20 protein-coding genes and 1 pseudogene are annotated in these 26,133 nt (G+C 70.3%); 16 read left to right on the forward strand and 5 right to left on the reverse strand.

The genetic code is table 11. From position 1 onward, the window contains the following. The first annotated feature begins 1 nt into the window (after position 1). The 15 genes and pseudogenes from cbiE to ACH34W_RS29210 all read left to right on the forward strand — a co-directional run bounded on the left by cbiE (position 2) and on the right by ACH34W_RS29210 (position 19,813). The gene (gene cbiE, locus ACH34W_RS29140; protein ID WP_395964301.1) at positions 2-1,285 is read left to right on the forward strand and encodes a precorrin-6y C5,15-methyltransferase (decarboxylating) subunit CbiE; all 1,284 of its coding nucleotides are present in this window, start codon (positions 2-4) and stop codon (positions 1,283-1,285) included. Continuing rightward, positions 1,282-3,039: a precorrin-3B C(17)-methyltransferase gene (cobJ, locus tag ACH34W_RS29145; RefSeq protein ID WP_395964302.1), complete on the forward strand. Its 1,758-nt coding sequence runs from the start codon at positions 1,282-1,284 to the stop codon at positions 3,037-3,039. Before cbiE ends, cobJ begins: the two co-directional genes overlap by 4 nt. 26 nt (positions 3,040-3,065) lie before the next feature. Continuing rightward, positions 3,066-3,302: a 4Fe-4S binding protein gene (locus ACH34W_RS29150; protein ID WP_395964303.1), complete on the forward strand. Its 237-nt coding sequence runs from the start codon at positions 3,066-3,068 to the stop codon at positions 3,300-3,302. Beyond that, entirely contained in the window at positions 3,287-3,895 is a 609-nt protein-coding gene (locus ACH34W_RS29155) for a precorrin-8X methylmutase (protein ID WP_395964304.1), read from the forward strand. Before ACH34W_RS29150 ends, ACH34W_RS29155 begins: the two co-directional genes overlap by 16 nt. Next, on the forward strand, positions 3,892-4,797 hold the full coding sequence (locus tag ACH34W_RS29160; protein WP_395964305.1) for a sirohydrochlorin chelatase: 906 nt from the start codon (positions 3,892-3,894) through the stop codon (positions 4,795-4,797). The genes ACH34W_RS29155 and ACH34W_RS29160 overlap by 4 nt, the downstream gene beginning before the upstream one ends. A gap of 47 nt (positions 4,798-4,844) precedes the next feature. Beyond that, a complete protein-coding gene (gene cobC, locus ACH34W_RS29165) occupies positions 4,845-5,879 on the forward strand; it encodes an Rv2231c family pyridoxal phosphate-dependent protein CobC (RefSeq protein WP_395964306.1) in 1,035 nt (344 codons plus the stop codon). A gap of 40 nt (positions 5,880-5,919) precedes the next feature. Next, positions 5,920-7,791, forward strand: a pseudogene (bluB, locus tag ACH34W_RS29170) (5,6-dimethylbenzimidazole synthase); the annotation flags it as partial. Between the two features lie 124 nt (positions 7,792-7,915). Further along, the gene (cobA, locus tag ACH34W_RS29175; RefSeq protein WP_395964307.1) at positions 7,916-9,154 is read left to right on the forward strand and encodes a uroporphyrinogen-III C-methyltransferase; all 1,239 of its coding nucleotides are present in this window, start codon (positions 7,916-7,918) and stop codon (positions 9,152-9,154) included. A gap of 1,277 nt (positions 9,155-10,431) precedes the next feature. After that, complete coding sequence (locus ACH34W_RS29180; protein ID WP_395964308.1) at positions 10,432-12,132, forward strand: AAA family ATPase; 1,701 nt, start codon at positions 10,432-10,434, stop codon at positions 12,130-12,132. After that, complete coding sequence (locus tag ACH34W_RS29185) at positions 12,129-13,817, forward strand: ABC transporter (RefSeq protein ID WP_395964309.1); 1,689 nt, start codon at positions 12,129-12,131, stop codon at positions 13,815-13,817. Before ACH34W_RS29180 ends, ACH34W_RS29185 begins: the two co-directional genes overlap by 4 nt. A 106-nt stretch (positions 13,818-13,923) precedes the next feature. After that, entirely contained in the window at positions 13,924-14,547 is a 624-nt protein-coding gene (locus ACH34W_RS29190) for a single-stranded DNA-binding protein (protein ID WP_395964310.1), read from the forward strand. 83 nt (positions 14,548-14,630) lie between these two features. Beyond that, positions 14,631-15,485, forward strand: a complete 855-nt coding sequence (locus tag ACH34W_RS29195) for a hypothetical protein (protein WP_395964311.1) — start codon at positions 14,631-14,633, stop codon at positions 15,483-15,485. A 275-nt stretch (positions 15,486-15,760) separates the two neighbouring features. Next, a complete protein-coding gene (locus ACH34W_RS29200; RefSeq protein WP_395964312.1) occupies positions 15,761-17,050 on the forward strand; it encodes a GGDEF domain-containing protein in 1,290 nt (429 codons plus the stop codon). A gap of 170 nt (positions 17,051-17,220) precedes the next feature. Further along, on the forward strand, positions 17,221-18,885 hold the full coding sequence (gene ettA, locus ACH34W_RS29205) for an energy-dependent translational throttle protein EttA (protein ID WP_395964313.1): 1,665 nt from the start codon (positions 17,221-17,223) through the stop codon (positions 18,883-18,885). Positions 18,886-19,372: 487 nt separating this feature from the next. Next, the gene (locus ACH34W_RS29210) at positions 19,373-19,813 is read left to right on the forward strand and encodes a thioesterase family protein (protein ID WP_151562296.1); all 441 of its coding nucleotides are present in this window, start codon (positions 19,373-19,375) and stop codon (positions 19,811-19,813) included. A gap of 304 nt (positions 19,814-20,117) precedes the next feature. Here the strand turns inward: ACH34W_RS29210 and ACH34W_RS29215 are convergent, their stop codons facing one another. Beyond that, positions 20,118-20,729, reverse strand: coding sequence for a hypothetical protein (locus tag ACH34W_RS29215; RefSeq protein WP_395964315.1), 612 nt, complete (start codon positions 20,727-20,729; stop codon positions 20,118-20,120). 254 nt (positions 20,730-20,983) lie between these two features. Between ACH34W_RS29215 and ACH34W_RS29220 the strand changes: the two genes are divergently transcribed. Next, the gene (locus ACH34W_RS29220) at positions 20,984-22,402 is read left to right on the forward strand and encodes an aminopeptidase (RefSeq protein WP_395964316.1); all 1,419 of its coding nucleotides are present in this window, start codon (positions 20,984-20,986) and stop codon (positions 22,400-22,402) included. Between the two features lie 47 nt (positions 22,403-22,449). Here the strand turns inward: ACH34W_RS29220 and ACH34W_RS29225 are convergent, their stop codons facing one another. The 4 genes from ACH34W_RS29225 to ACH34W_RS29240 form a co-directional block, all read right to left on the reverse strand. Continuing rightward, positions 22,450-23,580 carry an ABC transporter permease gene (locus tag ACH34W_RS29225; RefSeq protein ID WP_395964317.1) on the reverse strand — a complete coding sequence of 377 codons (1,131 nt, stop codon included), beginning with the start codon at positions 23,578-23,580 and terminating at the stop codon, positions 22,450-22,452. 74 nt (positions 23,581-23,654) lie between these two features. Next, positions 23,655-24,353, reverse strand: a complete 699-nt coding sequence (locus tag ACH34W_RS29230) for an ABC transporter ATP-binding protein (protein WP_395964318.1) — start codon at positions 24,351-24,353, stop codon at positions 23,655-23,657. Further along, entirely contained in the window at positions 24,350-25,423 is a 1,074-nt protein-coding gene (locus ACH34W_RS29235) for an HlyD family efflux transporter periplasmic adaptor subunit (protein WP_395964319.1), read from the reverse strand. The genes ACH34W_RS29230 and ACH34W_RS29235 overlap by 4 nt, the downstream gene beginning before the upstream one ends. A gap of 34 nt (positions 25,424-25,457) precedes the next feature. After that, on the reverse strand, positions 25,458-26,006 hold the full coding sequence (locus tag ACH34W_RS29240) for a hypothetical protein (protein ID WP_395964320.1): 549 nt from the start codon (positions 26,004-26,006) through the stop codon (positions 25,458-25,460). Positions 26,007-26,133 lie beyond the last annotated feature (127 nt).

Raw genomic sequence — 26,133 nt, forward strand, 5'->3', positions numbered from 1 at the left:
CATGATCACGGTGGTCGGGTACGACGGGACGCCCCTCGCGGGTGAGGCGGGCGAACGCCTGGCGCAGGCGGTGCTGGTCGTGGGCGGAGCGCGGCATCTGGAAGCCGTCGCGGTGCCGCCGGGCGCCCGTGCCATCGTGATGGGGAACGTGACGGCCGCGCTGGACGAGATCGATGCCATGGAGGGCGGCGGCGATGTCGTGGTCCTGGCGAGCGGTGATCCAGGGTTCTTCGGGATCGTACGGGCGCTGCGCGAGCGCGGTCACACGCCGAAAGTGATCCCGGCGGTGTCGTCCGTGGCGCAGGCCTTCGCGCGCGCCGGGCTGCCATGGGACGACGCGGTGGTGGTGTCCGCGCACGGACGTGAGCTGCGACGAGCCGTGAACGCCTGCCGGGCGTTCCCGAAGGTCGCGGTGCTGACCGCGCCGGGGGCGGGACCGGCCGAGCTGGCCCGGGAGCTCTTCCCGCAGACGCCGCGTTCCTTCGTCGTGTGTGAGGACCTGGGCGGGCCGAACGAGCGGGTGGTGCACGTTCGCCCAGCAGAGGCAACGACACGGCCCTGGCGAGACCCGAACGTGGTGCTCGTGCTGGACTCCCGGCGCGCCGTCGGCGAGCGCGGCTGGATCGCGGGCACGCCTGCTGGTCCGGCGGGCTGGGGGCTCACTGAGGAGGCGTTCAAGCACCGCGAGTCGCTCATCACCAAGCCGGAGGTTCGCGCGTTCGCGCTGGCGAAGCTGGGGCCACGGGTCGGTGACATGGTGTGGGACGTGGGCGCGGGCAGCGGTTCCGTGGCCATCGAATGCGCCCGCTTCGGAGCCGCCGTCGTCGCGCTCGAACGGGACGAGGCGTTGTGCAAGCTCATCCGTGCCAACGTGCGCGCGTACGGGGTCAAGGTCGCCGTTTCACGCGGCGAGGCACCCGGCGCCCTGGACCACCTGCCCGACCCGGACGCCGTCTTCGTGGGCGGCGGCGGCCCGGAGGTCGTCCGGGCGTGTGCCGCGCGGGCGTTGCGCTCCGTGGTGGTCACGTTGATCGCGGTGGAACGGGTGCGCCCGACGCTGGACGCCCTGCGCGCCGAGGGACTCATCGTCGACGCCGTCCACCTGCAGGCGAGCCGGCTCTCACCGATGCCGGGCGACGTCCACCGGTTCGCGGCCACGAACCCGGTCTACCTGGTGTGGGGCATGCGGGAGGAGCCGCCGCTCCCAGTGGCACCGGAGGAGCCGAACGAGCGGCGAGCGGAGATCGCTCCGCTGCCCGGCGAGAACGTGGGGGGCGCCAAGTGATCGGGGTTGTCGCGGCGACTGCGAGCGGCCGGACGGCGGCGGCGACGCTGGCTGACGTGTGGCCGGACGAGGTGCGGCTGTTCACCGAGGGCAAGGTGGGCGACGGCCTGCGCGAGGCGTGGGCGAGCTGCGACGCGATCGTGAGCTTCCTCGCGGTGGGGGCGACCGTCCGGGTGCTGGCGCCGCTGCTGGAGCACAAGACCGCAGATCCGGCCGTGGTGTGCGTGGACGAGAGCATGCAGTACGCGGTGGCGGTCCTCGGCGGTCATCACGGCGCGAACCTGCTGGCGCGGCGGCTCACGGGCGTGCTCGGGTGCGAGCCCGTCGTGACGACCGCGAGCGACCAGAGCAACATCACGCCGCTCGACTCGTACGGCGCCGAGCTGGGCTTTACCGTCCACAACCGCGAGATGCTCGCGCACGTCGGCGCGGCGGTGTTGTCGGGCGAGCCGGTGCTGATCGAAGGCGCGGAGGGCTGGCCGCTGCCCGCGCTGCCGCCGAACGTACGGCCGGACGCGGGGTCCTCGGACGGAGAGTTCTCGGATGGAGAGTTCTCGGCAGGGATCCTCGTGTCGGACGCGGCTGAGCTCACGTGTATGTGCCATGAAGGCTGGTTTGGGAGTCGGCTGGTTTACCGGCCGCCGTCGCTGGTCGTCGGGGTGGGGTCGGCGCGCGGCGTGTCGGCGGAGGAGGTCTCGAGGCTGATCGACGTGGCGTTGGGCGAGGCCGGGCTCGCGCCGGAGTCGGTGCGGTGCCTGGCGACGGTGGATCTCAAGGCGGACGAGGAGGGGATCCTGGCGGCGGCACGCGAGCGCGGCTGGGAGGTGATCACGTTTCCGGCGGACGTGCTCGCAGAGGTCGAGGTGCCCAACCCCTCCGATGTGGTGCGCGCGGAGGTGGGGACGCCGAGCGTCGCCGAGGCGTCCGCGCTGCATGCCGCCCGCTCGTACGGGCGGAGTGGCGAACTCGTGGCTGAGAAGCGCAAGTCGGCGAACGCGACGGTCGCGGTCGCGCGGCTCGCCCCGAAGGGACGGCTGAGCATCGTCGGACTGGGGCCCGGCGCACGCGACCTGGTCACACCACGGGCGGTCGAGGCGCTGCGGCGGGCGGCGGTCGTGGTCGGGCTTGATCAGTACGTGGATCAGGTGCGCGACCTGCTGCGCCCGGGGACGCGGGTCCTGGAGAGCGGGCTGGGCCAGGAGGAGGAGCGCGCTCGTACGGCCGTCGAGGAGGCCGGGCGCGGGAACGCGGTCGCGCTGATCGGGTCGGGCGATGCCGGTGTCTACGCGATGGCGAGTCCTGCGCTCGAGTTCGCTTCGTACGACATCGAGGTCGAAGGCGTGCCGGGGATCACGGCGGCGATCGCAGCCTCGAACCTGCTGGGCGCGCCTCTCGGCCACGACCACGCCTACATCTCCCTCTCCGACCTGCACACCCCCTGGGAGATCATCGAACGCCGTGTACGGTCGGCCGCCGAGGGCGATTTCACGGTGTGCTTCTACAACCCGCGCAGCAAGGCCCGGGACTGGCAGCTGCCCAAGGCGTTGAGCATCCTGGCCGAGCACCGGCCCCCCGAGACGCCCGTGGGCCTCGTGCGGAACGCCTCCCGCCCGGACGAGACGGCGACGCTGAGCACGCTCGCGGAGGTGGACCCGGCGCAGGTGGACATGTTCACCGTGGTCCTGGTCGGGTCGAGTGTCAGCCGTGCGGTGGCTGGGCGCTTTGTCACTCCACGGGGGTACCGGTGGGCATAGTCTCCAAGGTCCGTACCGACCTTAATGTGATCGTCACCGACCGGTGCCAGGGGTGCGGCGCGTGCCTGCTGACCTGCCCCGAACACGCGATCCGACCGCACGGGCGGCCATTGCTCGTCCTCGATGAGCTGTGCACCGGCTGTGGGGAGTGCATCGAGGTGTGCCCCGTCGATGCCATTGAGGAGAAGGCCATCGAGGAGAAGCCGGGCACGATCGAGGAGAGTCCATGCGTGATCGAGGAGAGTTCATGCGCGATCAAGTGACCGTTCGCCAGCCACACCCGATCGAGGTGCGGTCGTACGAGATCCTCCGGTCGCGCGTGGACCTGTCGCCGATGCCGCCGCTGTGGCGCGCGGTGGCCGAGCGCGTGATCCACTCCAGCGCCGACCTGGAGTACGCGGTGGACCTGGTGACCACTGAGGAGGCCCTCCGGCAGGGCTGGACGGCGCTGATACAGGGTGCCCCGATCGTCACCGACGTCGAGATGGTCGCGGCCGGGATCACCGCCCGCGAGACGCTCTGCCATGTGAGCGACCCGGCGGCGGCGCGGATGGCCCGGGCTGCGGGGATCACCCGTTCGGCGGCGGCGGTCCGGCTGTCGTACTCGGAGGTGGGGCCGGGCGCGGTCTGGGTGGTGGGCTGCGCCCCGACGGCGCTGTTCGAGCTGATCCAGCAGAAGGTGCGGCCGGCGCTGGTCATCGGGCTGCCGGTCGGCTTCGTGGACGCCGCTGAGTCCAAGGAGGCGCTGCGCGCCAGCGGGCTGCCGCAGCTCAGCAACTACTCCGAGAAGGGCGGGTCGGCGGTCGCCGCGGCCGCCTGCAACGCGCTGCTCTACCACGAGGGAGATCAACGTTGAAGCCGCCCTTGCTGGTGGTCGGGCACGGCACCCGGGACGAGCCGGGCGTCGCGGAGTTCGGCAGGTTCGTGGCGCGGCTGGGCGCCCGGATGCCCGTCCAGGTGGCGGGAGGCTTCATCGAACTGTCGCCGCCGCCGCTGACCGAGGCGGTGGCGGAGCTCTACGCGGCCGGCCACCGGCGGGTCGCCGCCGTGCCGCTGGTGCTGGTCGCGGCCGGGCACGGCAAAGGTGACATTCCGGGTGCGATGTCCCGCGAGCTCGTGCGGCACGCGGGTCTCTCGTACACCTATGGCAGGCCCCTGGGACCTCATCCGACCCTCCTCGGATTGCTGGAAGAACGGCTCAGAGCGGCTCTCGGGGCCGAACCGGGGGAGACGGCGGTCCTGCTGGTGGGACGGGGATCGACGGATCCCGACGCGAACGCCGAGGTCCACAAGGTGGCGCGGCTGTTCTGGGAAGGGCGCGGGGCGTCCGGGCCTGATCAAGGGCTTGGGCTGACCGCTGTGGAGCCGGCGTTCATCTCGCTGGCCAGGCCGAGCGTCGAAGAGGGCCTGGACCGGCTCCGGCGCTTGGGCGCGCGGCGGATCGTGGTGCTGCCGTACTTCCTGTTCTCGGGCATTCTGCCGGATCGGGTGGTGACGGAGGCGCGCGCCTATGCGGGCGACCATCGTGAGCTGGACGTGCGCTGCGCCGAGGTGATCGGCGACTGCGACGGGCTGGCCGGGCTGGTGGTCGAACGGTACGAGGAGGCTCTCCTGGGTGACATCCGGATGAATTGCGACACATGCGTCTACCGGATCGCGATGCCAGGATTCGAGGACCGCGTGGGGGCCCCGCAACTCCCGCACCACCACCCGGATGATCCGGCCGGGCACGGCCACGGACATGCTCATCCACACTGAGCTGCCAGAACCCCCTTCACACCGCCGTTCTACGAGGGAGTGGTTTTGTGACCGAACCGCAGGAGATCGAAGAGGCGGACCTGCTGCACCACGGTGACGCCGAGGTCGGCGACGGCCTCGAGGACTTCGCCGTGAACGTGCGTTCCAACACACCGCCGGAGTGGCTGGCGACCCGGCTGCGGGCCTCGATCGCGGACCTGGCCGCCTACCCGGATCCGGGCGCGGCGCGGTGCGCGGTGGCGCGCCGGCACAGCCGGGCGGTCGACGAAGTGCTGCTCACCGCCGGTGCCGCCGAGGCGTTCGTGCTGCTGGCCCGGGTGCTGGAACCGCGTCGCGCAGTGGTCGTGCACCCGCAGTTCACCGAGCCGGAGGCGGCGCTGCGGGCAGCCGGGCACGAGGTCGAACGGGTCGTTCTCGACAAGGACTTCACCCTCGACCCGGAGGCCGTGCCGGCGGACGCCGACCTGGTGATGATCGGCAATCCGACCAACCCGACCTCGGTGCTGCACCCCGAGGCCGCCGTCGCCGCGCTGGCCCGCCCCGGCCGCACGGTCGTGGTGGACGAGGCGTTCATGGACTGCGTACCGGGCGAGCCGGAGAGCCTGGCGGGGGTGCCGGGGCCGGGGCTCGTCGTGATCCGCAGCCTGACCAAGACGTGGGGTCTGGCGGGCCTGCGGGCCGGATACCTGCTGGCCGAGGCCAAGCTAACCGCCCGCCTTGCCGCTGCGCAGCCGCTGTGGGCGCTCTCCACGCCCGCTCTCGTCGCGATCGAGGCCTGCTGCGAGCCGGACGCGCTGAACGAGGCGGAGCAGTGGGCCATCGAGCTGGGAGAGGAGCGCAGCCGCCTGGCGACGGAGCTGACGTCCCGAGGGGTGTACGTGGTCCCGGGCGCCCGGGCGTCGTTCCTCTGCCTGCGCGTGCCCGACGGTCTGGGCATCCGTGCCCTGTTGCGCCAGCGAGGCTACGCCGTAAGGCGCGGCGACACGTTCCCTGGTCTGGGCCCGGATTGGCTGCGCGTCGCAGTCCGCGACCGCGCCTCCAACAACGCCCTACTGGAGGTCCTAAGTGACCTCGGCATCTGATTCCACCGAGCGGTTCGGGGTGGTCCGGGGCGCTGGGAGGTTTACGGATGTGGAGCGGGGTGCTGTTCACCGGGTGATCGCGGAACGGCGGGATGTGCGCGATGGATTTCTGCCCGATGCGGTGGACGATGTGGTGCTGACGCGGATCTTGGAGGCGGCCCATCGGGCGCCGTCGGTGGGGCTGACGCAGCCATGGGACTTCCTGATCATCCGGGATCCGGCCCGGCGGGACCGGATCCGCGGGCTCGCCGACCGGCAGCGCGCCGCGTATGCCGCGAGCCTGACGCGTCCGAGGGCAGAACGGTTCGACCACCTCAAGGTCGAGGCGATCCGCGAGGCGCCGGTCAACATCGCCGTCACGTGCGACCCGACGCGCGGCGGCCGGAATCCCCTCGGCCGGCACAGCCAGCCGCAGACGGCGGCCTACTCGGTCGCCTGCGCCGTGCAGAACCTGTGGCTTGCGGCCCGCGCGGAGGGACTGGGCGTCGGGTGGGTGAGTTTCTTCGACGAACGCGAGCTGGCCGCCGAGCTGGGCCTGCCCGCCCATGTCGAAGTCGTGGCATACCTGTGTGTGGGCCATGTCACCGAGTTCCCGCCCGCGCCGCAGCTGGCGCTGACGGGATGGGCACGCCGCCGCCCGCTCGCGTGGGCGGTCCACGACGAGACGTACGGGCGGCGCAGGCTGCCAGGGGAGGCACCCGTGGACCTGATCGAGCAGACCATCACGGCGATCGAGCCGCTGGACGAGGCCGCGATGCGGGACGCCCGCGATCACCAGGCCCGGCTCACCAAGCCGCCCGGCTCGCTGGGCGTCCTGGAGGAGGTGGCGGTCCGGCTCGCCGGGCTGGCCGGGCAAAGCCCGCCGCCGCTGCCCGAGCCGGCCGCCGTCGCGATCTTCGCTGCGGACCAAGGCGTGCATGCCCAAGGGGTGACTCCGTGGCCACAGGAGGTCACCGCCCAGATGGTCGCCAACTTCCTGGCAGGCGGCGCGGTGGTCAACGCGTTCGCGGGCCAGGTGGGCGCCGAGGTCAGCGTCGTGGACATCGGCGTCGCCGCCGCGCTCGACCCCGCGCCGGGCCTGCTGCCCCGCAAGGTCGCCCCGGGCACCGCCGACATGACACAGGGCCCGGCGATGACCCCTGACCAGGTCGTCCAGGCCGTGGAGACCGGCATCGAGGTCGCCCGCGACCTGGTGTCCGCGGGCGCCCGCTGCTTGATCACCGGTGACATGGGGATCGCCAACACGACGGCGTCCGCCGCCCTGATCGCCGCGTTCACCGGCCTGCCTCCCGAGCAGGTGACGGGCCGCGGCACCGGCATCGACGACGCGACGCACGCCCACAAGATCGACGTAGTCCGCGCGGCCCTCACCCGCCACGACCTTCTGCCATCCAACCCAACGCCACCGCAAGTCCCGGCGCCCTCGGAGGCCCCCTCGCCCTCGGAGGCCCTCTCGCCCTCGCAGGACCCAGCGCCCTCGGAGGAACCAGCGCCCCTGAGTGGCTCGGGGCGCTTGGTCGGCCCGGCGGCGCTGGATGTCCTGGCGGCGGTCGGGGGGCTGGAACACGCAGCGCTGGCCGGATTCATCCTCGGCGGCGCGGCGCTGCACGTGCCGGTCGTGCTCGACGGGGTGATCGCCGGGGCGGCGGCCCTCGCGGCGGCGGCGATGTGCCCGGACGTGCTCGGTGCCTGCGTGGCCGGGCACCGGTCGGCCGAGCCGGGCCACACCGCGGCCGTCGAGCACCTCGGCCTCCGGCCGCTGGTCGATCTCGAACTGCGGCTGGGTGAGGGGACGGGAGCCCTTCTGGCGCTGCCACTCGTCCAGAGCGCGGTACGAGTCATGCACGAGGTCGCGACCTTCGACTCCGCGGGAGTGAGCGGTAAAACGGAAGTCGACTCCGTAACGAGCTGATCACGGGTTGAGTCACGCTCGGCTATCGACTGGGGGAGAGCACTCTCCATGGGCTCCGCAACCCCGGTACCTTTAGTCCGCAAAGGCACATGTCAGTCACCCGCGTCCTGATCGAGAGAATGCATTGCCCCCGTACCTGCTAGGCCTGCGACTCAGCGGGCGGCGCGTCCTCGTCGTCGGCGGCGGCCGGGTCGCCCAGCGGCGCATACCGGCGCTGCTCGCGGCAGGTGCCGACGTCGTGCTCGTCGCACCTGAGGTCACGCCCTCGCTGGAGGGACTGATCGACGACGGCCGGGTGACGTGGCTCCAGCGGGAGTACGAACGCGGCGACTGCGCGGGGGCCTGGCTCGTGCAGGCCGTGAGCGACGACGGCAAGGTCAACGCGGCGGTCGCAGCCGAGGCCGAGAACGCCCGGGTGTGGTGCGTACGCGCCGATGACGCCGACGCCTCCGCAGCCTGGACCCCCGCGAGCGGGCAGGTCGGTGAGACCACCGTGGGCGTGCTGGCGGGCGGCGACCCGCGGCGCGCGGCGGGCATCCGCGACGCGGTCGTCGACGGGTTGCGTGACGCGACCCTGGAAGCACGGCACTCACGGCACAAGCCGACGGGCGTGGCGCTGGTGGGCGGCGGGCCCGGCGACCCCGCACTGATCACGGTGCGCGGGCGGCAGCTGCTGGCTCAGGCCGACGTCGTCGTGACCGACCGGCTGGCCCCGCGCGAGCTGCTCGACGAACTCCCGGCGGACGTCGAGGTGATCGACGCAGCCAAGATCCCGTACGGGCGCACGGTGACGCAGGAGCGCATCAACGACTACCTGGTCGAGCACGCGCGGCAGGGCCGGTTCGTGGTGCGGCTCAAGGGCGGCGACCCGTTCGTCTTCGGCCGCGGTGCCGAAGAGGTGCTGCACTGCGCCAAGCACGGCATCCCCGTGACCGTGGTGCCTGGCGTCACCAGCGCGGTCGCGGCGCCCGCCGCGGCCGGCATCCCCGTGACCCACCGGGGCGTGGCCCAGGACTTCCACGTCGTCTCGGCCCACATCGCCCCCGACACTCCGGCGTCGACCGTCGACTGGGCAGCTCTTGGCAGGTCAGAGGGCACGTTGGTGCTGCTCATGGCGGTGGAGCGGATGAGCCTCATCGCCGACACCCTCATGCGCTATGGTCGGTCGTCTGACACGCCGGTGGCCGTGGTTCAGGACGGCACCCTCCCGGGACAGCGGGCGCTGACGGCCACCTTGGGCACTGTGGTCGACGAGATGGCGGCCGCCGGAGTCCGGCCACCCGCGATCGTGGTCGTGGGCGACGTGGTCAATGTGGCACGAGAGATCGACATGATTCGAGCGGACATGGGACGGGATCCGTGACACCCCCGGCAGAGCAGAGCGCGGTCCATGACGAGGAGGCGGGTGCCGGCCCGGAGCGCGCCGGCACCGGCGCCGTACCCGAGCCCGCCCGGCCCTCCACAGGGCCCGTGAAGGAACCGGCCCCCACCGAGCAGCCGTCGAGCGAACGGCCGTCCGGCGAAGGCCCGGCCGGTGAACGATCGTCCGGCAAGGGCTCGTCCGCCGAGCGTCCGGCCAGCAAACGATCACCCCGCAAGCGCCCGGCCACCAAACGGGCGTCCGCCGAGCCGCCGTCCGCGGAGGAGCCGTCCGTGGACCAGCCGTCTGCCAGCGAGGCGTCCTCCGGCGAGGGGCCGTCCGCCGAACCACCGTCCGGCAAGGGCCAGTCCGGCGACCGCTCATCCGCAGAGCCGTCGTCCACCGAGAGGCCACCATCCAGCGAGGGCTCGTCCAGCCAGGGGCCGTCCGGCAAGCGGTCGTCTGGCAAGCGATCGCCCGGTGAGCCGTCATCCGTCAAGCGATCTTCCGGCGGGCGACCGTCCGGTAAGCGTTCATCCGCAGAGTCGTCATCCGCCGAGCGGCCGTCCGGCGAGCAGCCGTCGTCCGCGGAGTCGTCGTCTGGCGCGCCGTCGGCTGGAGAGCGGTCATCCGGCGAGCGGGCGTCTGGCGAGCAGCCATTGTCCGCGGAGTCGTCGTCTGGCGTTGGGTCGTCGGGCGAGCGTTCGTCCGCTGAGCAGCCGTCTGGCGAGCGGCCGTCTGTCGAGTCGTCATCTGCCGGGCAGACGTCCGGCGAGCAGCCATCGTCCGCAGAGTCGTCATCTGGTGCTGGGTCGTCCGGCGAGCGTTCGTCTGCTGAGCGGCCGTCTGGCGCGCCGTCGTCTGTCGAGTCGTCATCCGTCGGGCGGGCGTCTGGCGAAGAGCCATCGTTCATAGAGTCGTCGTCTGGTGCTGGGTCGTCCGGCGAGCGCTCGTCCGCTGGGCGGCCGTCTGGCGCGCCGTCATCTGTCGGGCGGCCGTCTGGCGAACAGCCATGGTTCGTTGAGTCGTCGTCTGGCGTTGGGTCGGGTGAGCGTTCGTCCGCTGAGCGGCCGTCTGGCGTGCCGTCGTCCGCCGAGCAGCCGTTCGGCGTGCCATCGGCTGGCGGGAGGTCGGCTGGTGATCCTTTGTCCAGTGAACGGGCGTCTGGCGGGGGGTCGTCTGGTGATCAGCCGTCCAGTGGGCCGGCGGCGGGCGGGTTGCCGCCTGGGGCGGTTGATCTTGCCGGGACGGAGGCGCTCTCGGGGCGCCGGCCGGAGCCGGTGACCGCGCGTGGACCGGTGCACAAGGGGGCGCTCACCAGGGCCCTGACCGGGTTGCGCGACCAGCTCGCGGCGTTCGAGCTGGTGCTCGACGTGCCCGGGGTGGAGGAGGCGCGGGCGGCGCAGCTCGACATCAAGGCGCAGCTTGACGACTACGTGCTGCCGCGCATCCAGGCGGCGAGCGCGCCCATGCTCGTGGTGCTGGGCGGTTCGACCGGGGCGGGCAAGTCGACCCTGGTCAACACGCTCGTGGGGTCGCGGGTCAGTGCCACCGGCGTGCTGCGGCCGACCACCAGCAGCCCGATCCTGGTGTGCCACCCCGACCACAACGACTGGTTCCTGGAGGGGCCGCTGCTGCCCGGCATGGGACGCGTTCCCGGCCCGGCGCCGGACGCCATCGCGGGCGACCAGCTGGTGATCATTCCCAGCGAGGCGATCCCGCCGGGGCTGGCGCTGCTGGACAGCCCGGACTTCGACTCGGTCTTCGAAGACCACTTCGAGTTCGCGACCAAGCTGATGGCCGCCGCCGACCTGTGGTTGTGCGTCACCACGGCGGCGCGGTACGCCGACGCCCAGGTGTGGCAGATGCTGCAGCGGGCCAAGGACAACGGCGCCACCATCGGGGTCGTGCTCTCGCGGGTGCCGCAGGGCGCGGGTTCTGAGGTCGTCGACCACTTCGCCGAGATGCTCACCGAGCACGGCGTCGGTGACGCCCGCCGGTTCACCATCCCGGAGACCAAGATCGAGGACAGCCGGCTGCCGGAGGAGGCCGCCGAGGGCGTGCGGTCCTGGCTGGTCGGTGTCGCCGAGAACGCCGAAGACCGCGAGATCGTGATCGGCGACACCCTCGGCGGTGTGCTCGACAGCCTCCGCATCCGCGTGCCTGAGCTGGCCAAGCAGGTCGAGGTCCAGGTCGAGCAGCGCGGCGAGCTGGCCCAGGAGGTCGAGGCCGCGTACGGCACGGCGCTCGCCGAGCTCGACGAGGACACCCGCAACGGCTCGCTGCTGCGCGGCGAGGTGCTGGCCCGCTGGCAGGACTTCGCCGGAACGGGTGATCTCCTACGCGCTCTCCACGTTCAACGCGGGCGGCCGGGACGGCGCTCCAGCCGCCGGCGCCGCAGCCCAGCCCGTGTGCGCGCACTCAAGAGCGCCCTGCGCAGCGGGCTCGAATCGTTGATCACCGTGTCCGCCGAGCACGCCGCCGAGCAAGTGCTCGTCCGGTGGCGGGCGCATCCGGCGGGCGGCCAGGTCCTCGCCCGCCCGGCCACCGGCCTCGGGCAGGCGTCGCCGGAGCTGTCGCGCCGCGTCACCCGGGCCGTCAGCTCCTGGCAGGACCACGTTCAGGAACTGATCCGCACCGAGGGCGTCACCAAGCGCTCGGTCGCCAAGCTGGTCTCCTTCGACGAGGAGGCGCTGTCGCTGGTCCTGATGATCGGGCTGCTCGGCTACGGCACCTCCGATGTCGCCGTCGAGGGCGGCACCAGCGCCGTGCCGCAGCGGCTGCTCAAGGCGCTGTTCGGCGCGGAGTCGCTGCGCGGCATGGGCGCCAAGGCCCGCGCCGACCTGCGGAGCCGCATCGGCATGCTGTTCGACGAAGAGGCCCTGCGGTACGGGCAGGTCCTCGACGCCGCCGGCATCCCCGACGAAACGACCCCCGTCCAGCTTTACCAAGCCACGTACAACCTCGAGGTCGCCCGATGACAACCTCGGCCATTCCCGCGAAGTCCCCGGTGGGGACCGGCGGCATCCCGATCCCCGCGGCGGACGCCCTCGACGGCGCCGCCGGGCTCACCCACCGGCTCGACCGGCTCGACCAGCTGGTCGAGCTCGGCAGCGGCCGGCTCGACGCGCCGATCCTGGCGGAAGCCGCAGTGCTCCTCGACCGAGCCGGGCAGCGGCTGCGCCTATCGGGGGAGCACACCGTCGTCACGCTCGCCGGCGGAACGGGAAGCGGCAAGTCGTCCCTGTTCAACGCCATCTGCGGGCTGGAGCTGTCGCCCACCGGCGTGCGGCGGCCCATGACCTCCAAGGCGCACGCCTGTGTCTGGGGCCTCGACGGCGCGGGCCCGCTCCTCGACTGGCTCGACGTCGACAAGCGCCACCGCTACGCCCGCGCCAGCGCACTCGATCTGGAACGCGCCGACAGCTCGCTGCAGGGCCTCGTCCTGCTCGACCTGCCCGACCACGACTCCATCCAGGCTCTCCACCGCGCCGAGGTCGACCGTTTCGTCACCATCGCCGACCTCCTCGTGTGGGTGGTCGACCCGCAGAAGTACGCGGACGCGGCGCTGCACCGCAACTACATCGTCCCGTTCGCCCGCCATGCCGGGGTCACTTTGATCGTCCTCAACCAGGTCGACAAGCTGCAGCCCGCCGAGGTCGACGACTGCGTGGCCGACCTCCGCCGCCTCCTGGAGGCCGAGGGCCTGGCCGACCCGCGGATCGTCACCACGTCCGCGGTCAGCGAGGAGGGCGTCGCGGGCTTCCGGGGGGTGCTGGTCGACACCGTCGCCGCCCGCCGCGCGCGTTCCGAACGGCTGACCGCCGACGTCGACAAGGTCTCCGAACGTTTCATCGAGTTCCGCGGCGCCGCCGAGCCGCCCACGGGCGTCGACGAGGCAAGCCGTACCGAGCTCGTCCAGGCCCTCACCGACGCCGCCGGCGCGCCGGCCGTCGCCGAGGCGATGGAGAGCGCGTACGAGCTGCGCGCCGCCGATTTCGTGGGCTGGCCGGTCAGCGCCCTGATCACCCGCCTTCGTTCGGACCCCCTGCGCCGCATGCGCCTCACCGAGCTCCGCGACGAGCTGCGCGGTGCGTTCACCGGCCCCATCGGCGCCCAGCAGGGCGACGTCGACACCGCCCTCCAGGGCGTCACCGACGGGGTGGTCGCCGACCTGCCCGGCCCATGGGCCCGCTCGGTCCGCGCCGCGGCCCGTTCCCGGTCGGCCGAGCTCCCCGAGGCCCTCGGCGAGTCGCTCAAGGAGGCGCTCCCCACGTTCAACCAGATCCCGCGCTGGTGGTGGCTGGTCAAGACCTGGCAGTACTTCCTGGTCCTGATCTCCATCCTGGGTGTCGCCTGGATCGGCCTCCTGCTCGCGTACAGCATCTTCGACCTCGGTGACGCCCCCGACGCCCTGATCGGCGAGGCGGGCCTCATCCCGTACGTCGCGATCCTCGTCGTCTGCACGATGGGCATGGGCGCGCTGACCTCGTCCGCCTGCCGCAACATGGTCGCGCTGCAGTCGTCCAAGCACGGTGAACGCATGGAACAGCACATGCGGGAGCGCATCGCCGTGGTCGCCGAGGAGATGGTCCTGACGCCGGTGGCCGCCGAGCTCGACGCCTACGCGCGGTTCCGCGACAACGTGGAAGCCGTCCGCAGCTAGTTATCCACAGTTTCGTGAGGGGCTTCTCACGGAGGGTGAGCATGGGCCACCGTGGTGGTCGTACGGAGCGATGAAGGCTCCGTGCGACGACCGAAGTGGAGGACATGTGAACGAGGCCCAGATCACCGTCGTCGGCTGGATCGCCGCGGAGCCCTTCTACACGATCACAGGCAACGGCACCCCGTTCCTGTCATTACGGGTCGGCTGCACCCCGCGCCGCTTCGACCGGCAGTCCGGGCTCTGGAAGGACGTCGACGCGCTCTTCCTGACCGTCAACTGCTGGCGCCAGCTCGCCGACAACGTCAACGCGTCGGAGTTCAAACGCGGATACCCCGTCGTCGTCACCGGCAGGCTGCGCATCCGGCAGTACGAGAAGGACGGGCAATACCGGTTCTCCGCCGAGATCGAGGCCAGCACCCTGGGCCACGATCTGTCCCGTGGCACGGCCGACTTCCGCCCCGTTCAGCGAACCGGTGCCCTCAGTGAGGAGGATCGCCAGGTGGCCCAGGACGCCGCGGACCAGTGGGCGGTCTCAGGCCCCCTCACCGCCCCTGAGCCCGCCGAGCCTGCGAGCCAGGCGACCACGCCTGCGGGTCAGGCGACCGTGTCTGCGAGCCAGGCGACCACGCCTGCGGGCCAGTCGACGACGGAGGTCGACGGCACCGAACGCGGCGAGGACGACGGCGAGGACGCCAAGGAAAGCCTCGATCTCCAGACGGAGGCTGCCTGAGGTCCACCATCACGGAAGGTGTCCGCTCGCAGGCGCAGAGTGCGCGGATATCGCCCGTCACAGTGGAAGGAGGCGTACTCTCTGTGACTGTGAATCAGTCCTGGGGCGCGCTCACCCTCTTCGCTACCGCGATGATGGCGATGATCGGATTCGCCGTCCGGATGATGAAAGCTGAGGTCTCCGGATTCCGCAGCGAGACCAATGCGACGCTCGACGGCGTGCGCAGCGAGACGAAGGCGCTCTTCGAGGGCATGCGCAGCGAGACCAACGCCCAGTTCGAGGGGATTCGCAGCGAGGCGAAGGCTCGGTTCGAGGGCATGCGTAGTGAAACTCAGGCACAGTTCAAGGGCATCCGTAGCGAAACGCAGGCGCAGTTCGATGGCATACATGCGGAAAACACGGCCATGTTCGAGACGCAACGTGCGGAGTACCGCGCGTTGTTCGCCGGTCAGCGCACCGAATACCGGGCATTGTTCGAGGACCAGCGCGCGGAGACCTCGGCCCTCCTCGAGGGCCAGAGCACCGAGCACCGGGCGTTGTTCGAGGGCCAGAGCACCGAGTGCAGCGCGTTGTTCGAGGGCCAGCGCGCGGAAAACGCAGCCATGCTGGCGGGGCACCGTGAGCAGAACGCGGTCATGCTCGAAAGCCAGCGGGCGGAGTACCGGGCGTTGTTCGAGGGCCAGCGCAACGAGATGCGGGCGTTGTTCGAGGGTCTCCGTGGCGAGATGGGCGTTCGGTTCGACCAGCTCGACGCTCGAGTGGACGGGGTGGACGCCGGCCTGGACGGGGTCGATGTCCGGCTGGGGCGAGTCGATGCCCGGCTGGATCGGGTGGATGCCCGGTTGAACCGGGTGGAGGAGCAGGTGCGAACGCTCGACCAGGATGTGCACGCTCTGTCGATCAAGGTGATGGGCAGGGACCAGCCCCCCGATGGCTGATCCGGGACCCATCGGTTGCGGGGGCGTCGTCGGCAGCCGGCCGACCTGCCGGTCGGCGCCCCCGGCCGTAGGGGTTTGCGGGCCGCCTTATATCCAGGAAACGCCGCGCATGGTTCCTTCCCCCTCCGGTGGTGCTGAGGACAGCGTGTCCGCTGGCCCCGCCCGTAGGGACCGAGCGGTCACCTACATGTGCGCTATCGAAGGTACCGTTTTCCGACCCGTTCCGCACACGTTGCAACTATCGTGTTACACAACGTGAGTCGTAAGGGGGAAGGATGACGGCAGTGCAGTCGTCCGCCGAGGACCGAGGTGGGGACCTGGCCCGCAGGCCCCGGCGCCGTGGCATTCCCGGGCGCCTGTCCCTGCTGGCCGTCTACGTGCCCGCGGTCGGCGCCCTGCACCTCGTGCTGACCCTGGCCGGCCTGGCGCGCACCCCGGTCCGGCTCAATGATCTACTGACATTTGCCGCGTTGCTGGCCTGTGGCGCGGTCTGCATCGAAGCGTCCCGACGGCTCGGCATGCCCGCCGGCGTGGCACGGGACCTCCTCTCGGCATGGTGGCTGCCGGTGGCCCTCCTGCTGCCTCCGGTCTACGCCCTCCTCATCCCGATCCCGCTTCAGATATTGCTGCAGTTCCGGGTCCGCCGCACCCTGCTCTACCGCCGGGTCCTGGTCACCGCCGCCCTTGGCCTGGCCGGGGCGTCCGCCTCGGTCGTCTTCCACCTGGTGGTCCCCGATCCCCTGGGCGGCGACCCCACCTGGGTGGTCGACGGCTATCCGGGCATCCCGGTCGCCGTGGCGTGTGCGGCCCTGTTCACGGTGGTCAACACGGCCATCGTCGCCATCGCCGCTCACGCCGCCAATCCCGAGAGCAACTGGCGGGACGTCCTCTGGAACCGCGAGAGCCTGCTGCTGGACGTCGTCGAGCTCTGCGTCGGCGTCCTCGTGGCCATCACGAGCGCCCTCTCCCCGTTCCTCCTCCTGCTGGCCCTGCCGCCGGTCGTCCTCCTCCAGCGCAGCCTGATGCACCAGCAGCTCCAGGCCGCCGCCCGCACCGACGCCAAGACCGGCCTGCTCAACGCCGCCGCCTGGCAACGCGAGGCCGACACCGAGCTGTCCCGCGCCCAGCGCTCCCATGATCCCCTGGCGCTCCTCCTCATCGACATCGACCACTTCAAGCGGGTGAACGACACCCACGGCCACCTGGTGGGCGACCAGGTCCTCATCGGCGTGGCCAGCACGCTCTGCAGTCAGCTCCGCGACTACGACGTCGTAGGCCGCTTCGGCGGCGAGGAGTTCGTCGTCCTCCTCCCCGGCGCCGACACCGTGGAGGCCTGCCGCGTGGCCGAACGCCTCCGAGGCCGAGTCCGCCGCCTGGCGGTCCCCGCCGAAGAAGGCACCGTGGGCGTCACCATCTCCGTGGGCGTCTCCCTCTTCCGCATGCACGGAGAGGACCTCATCGAGCTCCTCGCCGCCGCCGACCTGGCCCTTTACCGAGCCAAAGAGTCCGGCCGCGACCGAGTCTGCCTCCCAGCGATCGAAGGCCCCAAACCCACCGACAACTAGTGGTCTAGGGGTGGGTGGATGCGTTCTCGCGCGCCGCCGCCGCCAGCGGGCTGGTGCGTTCCTGCTGGGTCCGGCGGGTGGGCCATTTCCCGGCTTCCTGCCATGGCGGGACGGAGGCAGTCGGCTGACGCTGCAACGAATGGTGGTCCGGGTCCCCTAGGCTTGACGATATGGCGGAGTACATCTTCACGTTTCAGCGTGTGCGCAAGGCGCACGGCGACAAGGTCATCCTTGATGACGTCACCATGAGCTTCCTGCCCGGAGCCAAGATCGGTGTCCTGGGTCCGAACGGCATGGGCAAGTCGACGCTGCTGCGGATGATGGCCGGTCTGGAGCAGCCGTCCAACGGTGAAGCCCGCCTCATGCCCGGCTACACCGTCGGCATGCTGCAGCAGGAACCCCCGTTGAACGAGGAGAAGACGGTCCTCGGCAACGTCGAGGAGGGCGTGGCCGAGACCAAGGGCATGCTCGACCGGTTCAACGAGATCGCCGAGAAGATGGCGACGGACTACTCCGACGAGCTCATGGAGGAGATGGGCAAGCTGCAGGAGCAGCTCGACCATCGCAACGCCTGGGATCTCGAAAGCCAGCTTGAGCAGGCGATGGACGCGCTGAGGTGCCCGGCCGGGGACCTCGCCGTGACCAATCTGTCGGGTGGTGAGCGGCGGCGTGTGGCGCTGTGCAAGCTGCTGCTGGAGCACCCCGACCTGCTGCTTCTGGACGAGCCCACCAACCACCTGGACGCTGAGAGCGTGCAGTGGCTGGAGCAGTTCCTGGAGAAGTACGAGGGCACTGTGCTGGCGGTCACCCACGACCGGTACTTCCTCGACAATGTGGCCGGCTGGATCTGCGAGGTCGACCGCGGGCGCCTGTTCCCGTACGAGGGCAACTACTCGACGTACCTCGAGAAGAAGGCCGAGCGTCTCAAGGTCGAGGGCAACAAGGACGCCAAGCGCAAGAAGCGCCTGCAGGACGAGCTCGAGTGGGTCCGGTCCAACCCCAAGGCGCGGCAGACCAAGAGCAAGGCCCGTCTGCAGCGGTACGAGGAGATGGCCTCCGAGGCGGCCAAGACCCGCAAGCTCGACTTCGAGGAGATCCAGATCCCGCCAGGCCCGCGCCTGGGCAACCTGGTGATCGAGTCGGACAACCTGACCAAGGGCTTCGGCGACCGGCTCCTCATGGAGAAAATCTCGTTCAACCTGCCGCCCAACGGCATCGTCGGTGTGATCGGCCCGAACGGTGTGGGCAAGACCACGCTGTTCCGGATGATCATCGGCGACGAGCAGCCCGACTCCGGGCAGTTGCGGCTGGGCGACACGGTCCAGATCTCGTACGTCGACCAGGGCCGCGGCGGGATCGACCCGAAGAAGAACGTCTGGGAGGTCGTCTCCGACGGGCTCGACCACATCAAGGTCGGCCAGGTCGAGATGCCGTCCAGGGCCTACGTGGCGGCGTTCGGCTTCAAGGGTCCGGACCAGCAGAAGGCCTCGGGCGTGTTGTCGGGCGGTGAGCGCAACCGGCTCAACCTGGCGCTCACCCTGAAGCAGGGCGGCAACGTGCTGCTGCTGGACGAGCCGACCAACGACCTCGACACCGAGACGCTGTCCAGCCTGGAGAACGCGCTCCTCGAATTCCCCGGCTGCGCCGTGATCACCTCGCACGACCGCTGGTTCCTCGACCGCATCGCCACCCACATCCTGGCGTGGGAAGAGGGCTCCAGCTGGTTCTGGTACGAGGGCAACTTCGCCGACTACGAGAAGAACAAGATCGAGCGCCTAGGCGCCGACGCCGCCCGCCCGCACCGCGTCACCCACCGCAAACTCACCCGCGACTGACCACCCCCGCAGCTGTCCCACCCACGCCGCCCGCCGCACCCCGCGCCGGGCGGCGCGCATCTCTGGATGACGCTCGTGCCGGCCACCGCACATCCGCGCTGCTCCGCGTCGTATCCGCGCCGCTTGCCGTCGCATCCGCGCCGGGCGTCGTGCATGTCTGTTGGGTGGTGCTGACCCGTGTCGGCCGTCGCGCACCGTGCTGCTCTGCGTCGTCTGTCGCGCACCGCTCCCGTGTCCGGCTCTCCAACTGGCACGTGCGCTCGGCGGTCAGCCCGGGGCCTTGCCGATCCGGTCGGTGGCCGTGTCGAGCGGCCGCGTGCCGCTGTTGAGGGCTTAGGTGCGGGGGCGGTCTGAGTAAAGTGCTCGTTACGGGTCAAGGGTCTCGAACGGGGCGGATGGTGCTGGCGGATAGCATCGGCTTGTTCCAGATCCGACCCGGCGGTCGGCATGGAGGACTTCGGCGTTCGCACTCGACCCAGGCGAGGACATGCAGCGAAAGAACCTGCCCCCGGCGGACTTCCGTCACGTGTACGAGTTCTATCTCCGGTTCGGCGACATCGACTCGCAGGGGCACGTTAACAACGTCAAGTTCCTCGGCTACCTGGAGGACGCGCGGCTGGAGATGTTCCACGGTGACCCGGTGCGCAAGGGGGAGCAGCCCGTGCGCGGCATGGTGATCTCCCGGCACGAGATCGACTACAAGCTGCCGCTGCTGCCTACCGTGTATCCGGTGCGCGTGGAGACGTGGGTCACCGAGGCGCGTGCCGCCTCGTTCAAGCTCGCCTACGAGGTGAGGGACGACGAGAACGTGTACGCCACCGCCACCTCAACGCTCGTCGCGTTCGACGTGGAGGGCAATCGGCTGCGCCGTTTCACGCCGGAGGAACGGGAGTTCATCGGGCGCTATATGCCACCGGCGGACCGGTGACCCTGATCGACCCGGGGTCACTGTCGGATGACGCGGAAGAGCTTGCCGGGCTCTATCTGGCCAACCGGGTGGAGGGTCAGCGGCGAACGTGCGCGACCCAAGCCTGGCCGGGCGTGATCCTCGAGAACGGAGAGATCGCCGGGAGGATCACGCTCAACAAGGGCCGCTGCAGAGCTGCTACTGGGTTGCGACCGAGGCCGTACGGCAGGTCGCAACGCGTGCTGGCACGTGGCGCCACGGCCGGCGCATCCATGTGGACGGCCGCTGGCACGACGAACGGGTACGCGCTGCACCCGATCCGTGCTCAGGGCGAGTACAGCCAGGGGGTGTGCAGGTCGAGGTAGGTGAACTCGCCCTCGTAGAAGCGCATCATCTGCTCCCACTGGCCCCGCAACTCAGGGGGCATTTCCTTGCTTTCGCCCGCCCTCGCCTCGGCCTCCGAGGTGAAGTAGACGGCTTCGCTGATGCCGATGCCGTCCTCGTGCACCGCCATGACGCTTCCGATGATCTCGGGCCGGAACGTGCGTATGGCCGTGTTGTCCTCCTGCCTCATGGAGTTGACGAGACCCGCGAAGTCGCGGACCCGGTTCTGCATGATCTGGACGAAGCCCGCCTGGTCCGAGCCGCCGTCGAGCCAGGTGGCGGTCTCGGTGCAGTCGTGGAAGGTCACTTCGGCGGTGAAGAGTTTGGAGGTCTCGATCCACCACTGGCCCTGCTCGGGGCGGTCGCTGTTCCGCCGCGCCGCCTCCCGGCTCTCGAACCGGGCGAACGTGACGAACGTCCCGTCGTTGGTGACTCCGGCGGTGCTGCCGAGCCAGCCGTTCGCTCCTGGGGCGAGGTCGCGGACCCAGCGGTCCAGTGCGTCCTTCACCTCTGCGGCGTCGCTGACCCTGCCCTGGATGATCTGAATGAACATTTGCATCCCCCCGCGAAGATCACTGTTCGGAACGGAGTGGCTACGGAAAGACACTCCTAGGGCCGACATTATGCCCATCCGAATCGCATGACAACGCCGAGGGTGTTGACGTGGTGGGCAAACCGGGTGTCACGGGTGGATAACAAGCAAAACATGAATCCACTTATGTCTCATCTATCCCTCTAATGTCGCCTTCGCGAATTGTGGAGACCCCACACGAAGGGCGGACGATGGTAAACGTTTCCAGAGGGTCGATGGCCCTGCTGCTCGCCGCCGGGATGGTCGCGAGCACCGGTGCCATCGCCACCGCGCAGGCCGCGGCCGGAGCGACCCCGGGCACGCGGGCCGCCGCTCAACCGCAGGAGGACCTCGCGGCGCGGCTCAAGGCGATCAAGGGCATGACGGTGGAGGAGAAGACCTCCACCATGCCCGGCTACCGCTGGTTCTGGCTCAAGTACCGGCAGCCGGTCGACCACCGGCGCCCGAAGGGCCGGTGGTTCGAGCAGCGGATCATGCTCCAGCACACGTCGCTCGACCGGCCGATGGTGCGGTACACCAGCGGTTACAACACGCCCGAGGTCATGTTCAAGACCGAGCCGACGGCGCTCGTGGACGGCAACCAGATCTCGATCGAGTACCGCTACTTCACGCCGTCCAGGCCGCAGCCGGCGGACTGGACGAAGGACACGATCTGGCAGGCCGCCACCGACGAGCACCGGATCATCCAGGCGCTCAAGAAGATCTACAAGAAGCGCTGGATCTCCACCGGGGTCAGCAAGGGCGGCATGACGGTCGTCTACCACAAGCGCTTCTATCCGCGTGACGTCGACGGCAGCGTGGTCTATGTGGCGCCGAACGACGTCAACAACAAGGAGGACAGCCGGTACGACCGGTTCTTCGCGACGGTCGGCACCGACCCGCTGTGCCGGACGCACGTGAAGCGCCTGGCCCGCGAGCTCCTCAAGCGGCGCCCGGCCATGTTGCAGCGTTTCAAGGCCGACGCCGCCAAGAACGGCTGGACGTTCACGATCCTGCGCACACCGGACCGCGCGTTCGAGAACTCGGTCATGGACTACGAATGGGGCTTCTGGCAGTACGCCCTGCAGTCCGACTGCACGTCCCTGCCCGCCCTCAACGCCTCGGACGACGTGCTCTACAAGAGCCTCGACTCGATCGCGGGCATCTCGTTCTACACAGACCAGGGCCTGCAGCCGTACATCCCGTACTACTACCAGGCGGGCACGCAGCTGGGCTGGCCCACGCCGCAGTTCAAGAACCTGCGGCCGTTGCTGCGGTACGAGAGCAGCTACCAGCCGCGGACGTACGTGCCGCGCAACATCCGGATGCGGTTCGACGGCGGCAAGGCGATGCGTGACATCGACAGCTGGGTGCGTTCGCGCGGCAGCAAGCTGATGTTCCTGTACGGGGCGAACGACCCGTGGGGCTCTGAGCGGTTCAGGCTCGGCAAGGGCACCCGCGACTCGGCTGTCTACACCGCCCCCGGCATGAACCACAGCGGCAAGCTCATCGAGAAGCTGCCTGCTGCGCAGCGCGCCAAGGCGATCGCGGACCTGTTCCGCTGGGCGAACGTGCCCGCGCAGGCGCAGACGTTGACCACCACGCCGTCCGACGCCATCGACCCCCTGATCCTCCAGGGCCGTCCCCCGCTGTAACCCGGCACGAGTCCCGCGCCGCAGCCTGCCTGCGGCGCGGGACCCGATCAGACGGCCTGGAGGGCGATGGTGGGCGAGAGACGGGCGGCCCGGACGGCCGGGTAGAGGCCCGCGATGGTGCCGATGACCAGCGTCGCGCCGAGGCCGCCCGCGATCGACCAGAGGGGCACCACGGGAGGCAGGCCGGTGGACGTGGCGTACCCGAACGTCGCCAGCGTGCCCAGCACCGCCCCGGCGGCTCCGCCCAGGCCGGACAGCAGCAGCGACTCGGTCACGAACTGCAGCCGGACGTGCCCGCGGGTCGCACCGAGTGAACGGCGGAGCCCGATCTCGTGCCGCCGTTCCAGCACCGAAATGATCATCGTGTTGGCGACGCCGACGCCGCCGACGAGGAGCGCGACGGCGCCCAGCCCGAGGAGCAGATCGGTGAACGCGCCCGCCGCGGCGGCCTTGGCCTGCAGCGCCGCCGACGGATCGGTGACCGTGACGTCCTGCGGGTTCTCCGCGTTGATCGTGCGCGGCAGGAGCCCGCGCACTCGCGGCACGTCGGTGGAACGTTCGTAGATCGAGGTCGGATGGCCGTCGAACCCGAGATACCGCTGCGCCGCCGTCCAGCCGGTCAACGCGGAACGTTCGATCTCCGGTGCGAGCGGCAGCGGGTCGAGGATCCCGATCACGATGAAGTAGCGGTCGCCGACGAAGACCTGCTGGCCGATCTCGGTGATGCCCAGCCGTTCCGCCGCCACTGAGCCGAGGACGACGGACGGGAAGCGCCCGTTGGCCGCGTTCAGCCAGGTACCGATGCGGACCTTGCCGCGCAGCGTCCTGAGCAGCTCCTCGGTGGCCGCCTGTGCGACGATCCCGCCGGTTTCCTCCTTGGAGATCTTGTCGGAGCGCCGGACGGTGTCCCGCAGCGAGCCGGTGGCCGCCGCCTGCTCGACGCCGTCGATCCGCTGCACCATCTTCTCCGCGCCCTTGGGCAGCTTGGTCTTCTTCCCGGTGAACATCGACTCGCCAGGACCAGCCACCAGCAAGTCGGTGCCGAGCTCATCAAGCTGCCGCAACACGTCGGCCTTGCCGGACGCCGAGATCCCCACCACGGAGATCATCGTCGCGATGCCGATCGCAATGCCGAGCGCGGACAACACAACGCGGACCGGCCGAGTACGCAACCCCACCGCCCCGACCCGCAGCACATCACCAACCGGGAGCCGCGCCGGCACCAACCTCTGCCCTTTCACACGTCCGCCTCTCATCTGGCGCCTGCCTGCATTGGCGTTTGCGTGTCGGAGACGATCAGGCCGTCGCGGAGGCGTATCTGCCGGGGGAGTGCCGCGGCGATCTCGTTGTCGTGCGTGATCACGGCGATCGTCGCGCCCTCGGCGTTCAGATCGCGGAGCAGTGCCAGCACGGTGTCGCCGGAAGTGGTGTCGAGCGCGCCGGTCGGCTCGTCGGCCAGCAGCAACGCGGGTTCGCCGATGATCGCGCGGGCGATCGCGACTCGCTGCTTCTGGCCGCCGGACAGTTCATGCGGCCGGTGCGTCATCCGGTCGGCGAGGCCGACCCGTGCCAGCACGTCCGCCGCCTTGCGGCGGCGGACGCGTAGCGGCTGGCCGCTGTAGAGCAGCCCGTCCGCCACATTGTCCAGCGCCGAGATCCCGGCGGCCAGGTGGAACGACTGGAACACGAACCCCAGGTGCTGGGCGCGCAGCGCCGACAGCTCGCGATCGGAGAGGTTCGCCACCTCATGCCCGGCGATCCGGACCATGCCTGCGGACGGGCGATCCAGACTGCCGATGATGTGGAGCAACGTGGACTTGCCCGACCCGGACGGCCCGACGATCGCCACCAGCTCGCCGCGCTGGACGGTCAGATCGACACCGGCCAGCGCGGCGACACCCCCCGGATACTCCTTCCGCACACCGACGAGCTCAACGACTCGCGGGGTCATGACTTGGGCACCTCGACCTTCATACCCTCGTTCAGGCCTTGGCCGGTCACCTCTACGCGGCCTTCGCCGAAGACGCCGAGCTCGACCTTGACCGTACGAGGCGTGCCCGGGGCGACCACCCGGATGCCATAGCCGCCGCCCGGCAATGCCAACAGAGCCTGGACGGGGACGGAGAGAACGTCCTTACTCGTCTGGGTCGTGATGTTCACGGTGACGGGGGCCTGGTCGAGGCCACCCGCCCTCCTCGGGTCGTCGAGCTTGATGACGACGTCGACCTTGGCTTCACCCTCGTCACCCCCGCCTTCGCCCCCGCCGCCGTCCTTGGCGGCCGTGGTGCCGATGCTGCGTACGGCGCCCCTCGCGGTGCGGCCACCGGGCAGCTCGACGGTGACCTTCGTGCCCTTCCTGAGGGTGCTCGCCTGATCGACTTCGAGCTTGAGGTTGACGACCTGTTCGGCGCCGGAGGAGGTCACCACCGGGCTCCCGGGGGCGACGCGGTCGCCCGCCGACGCGTCCCGGCTCTTCACCCGGACCGGTCCGGGTGCGAAGACGATCGCGTCCGGGCCCACCGTTCCCTTGGCCTTGTCGTCGTGGGCCTTCCGCCAGCGCCTGACCGCGTCGGCGGTGGCCGCGGTGTACTTCTGGTCCACGGTCAAGCTGTAGCCCAGGGCGCTGAGGTTTTTTTCAAGCTGCAGTACGTCTGGTCCCTCGTCGCCTGTCTTGAGCGTCCGGTACATCGGGCGCGTCCCGTACATCAGCCGTACGGGCCGTCCGTCCAGCTCGTAGAGCCTGCCGTTCAGACGGACGGTGGAGCCAGGGCTCTTGACCCACGTCACGGTCCCGCCGGCGCCCGCCTTCAGCTTGCGTTCGCCCCCGTAGCCGAGCGTTCCCTGGACGGAGCTGCTGTCGCTCAGGTCGCCGCGTTCCACCGGGGCGGTGGTCATGGCGGCCCCCGCACCGCGCCGCTCGTCCCCGCCGCCACCGTCAGCCGTCGCGTTGACGGTGATCCCCGCTCCGGTGGCCGCGACGACCAGGGCCGCCGCGGCGCCGATGATCGTCTTTCGCTTCATGGTCTGCGTCCCCTCGCGTCCGTGTGATGGGGGATCATCCGAACGCGGCGCCGCAGGCCTTGTTGGCCTTCTCGAACTTCTCCTTCTCGGCCTCGCTCCGCGGAGCCCGTTGGGCGGCCATTGCGCCGCCGTTGAACTTCGGGTCGGGCATGTTGACGCCGTGCTGGCGCATGCACCGGGCGAACTTGAGCATCCTGTCCTTCTGCTCCTGCGAGATCGGCTGCGGCTCCGGGATCCCCGCGACGTTCCGGCAGCTCTTCAGGGCCTTCTCGATCTTCTCCGGGCTCGCGCCGTTCCCGCCGATGGCGATGCCTTGGGAGGCCTCGCCGGGTTTGGGATCGGGCATGTCGACGCCGTGCTCGCGCATGCACTTGGCGAGCTTGAGCTGCTGGTCCATCGACGGCGCCCGGTTGCTTCCGGTCTTGCCGCCGGGGGCGGAGCCGGAGGCAGAGGAGCCCCCCTTGCCGTCGCCGCCTGCGTTCTTGCCGCCCGCATCTCCCCCACAGGCGGCGACGAGGAAGGCCAGGGCGGACAGGGCCGAGGCGGCGGTGAGCACACGCAGCCGATGGCGACTGGTGATCATGGGACGTCCTCCCGGTCGGGGTCGGACCCCGATCGGCCCGGCCATGTCCCTGAGGGTGGCCGGGCTGGGTGTTTCCTTTCCTTAATCCGGGTGGGGCCTGGGCGCTTATCTTTTCGAAATGGCAGGT

Origin of the sequence: Actinomadura sp. 6N118 (assembly GCF_044326415.1) — a bacterium.
Classification (GTDB): domain Bacteria; phylum Actinomycetota; class Actinomycetes; order Streptosporangiales; family Streptosporangiaceae; genus Spirillospora.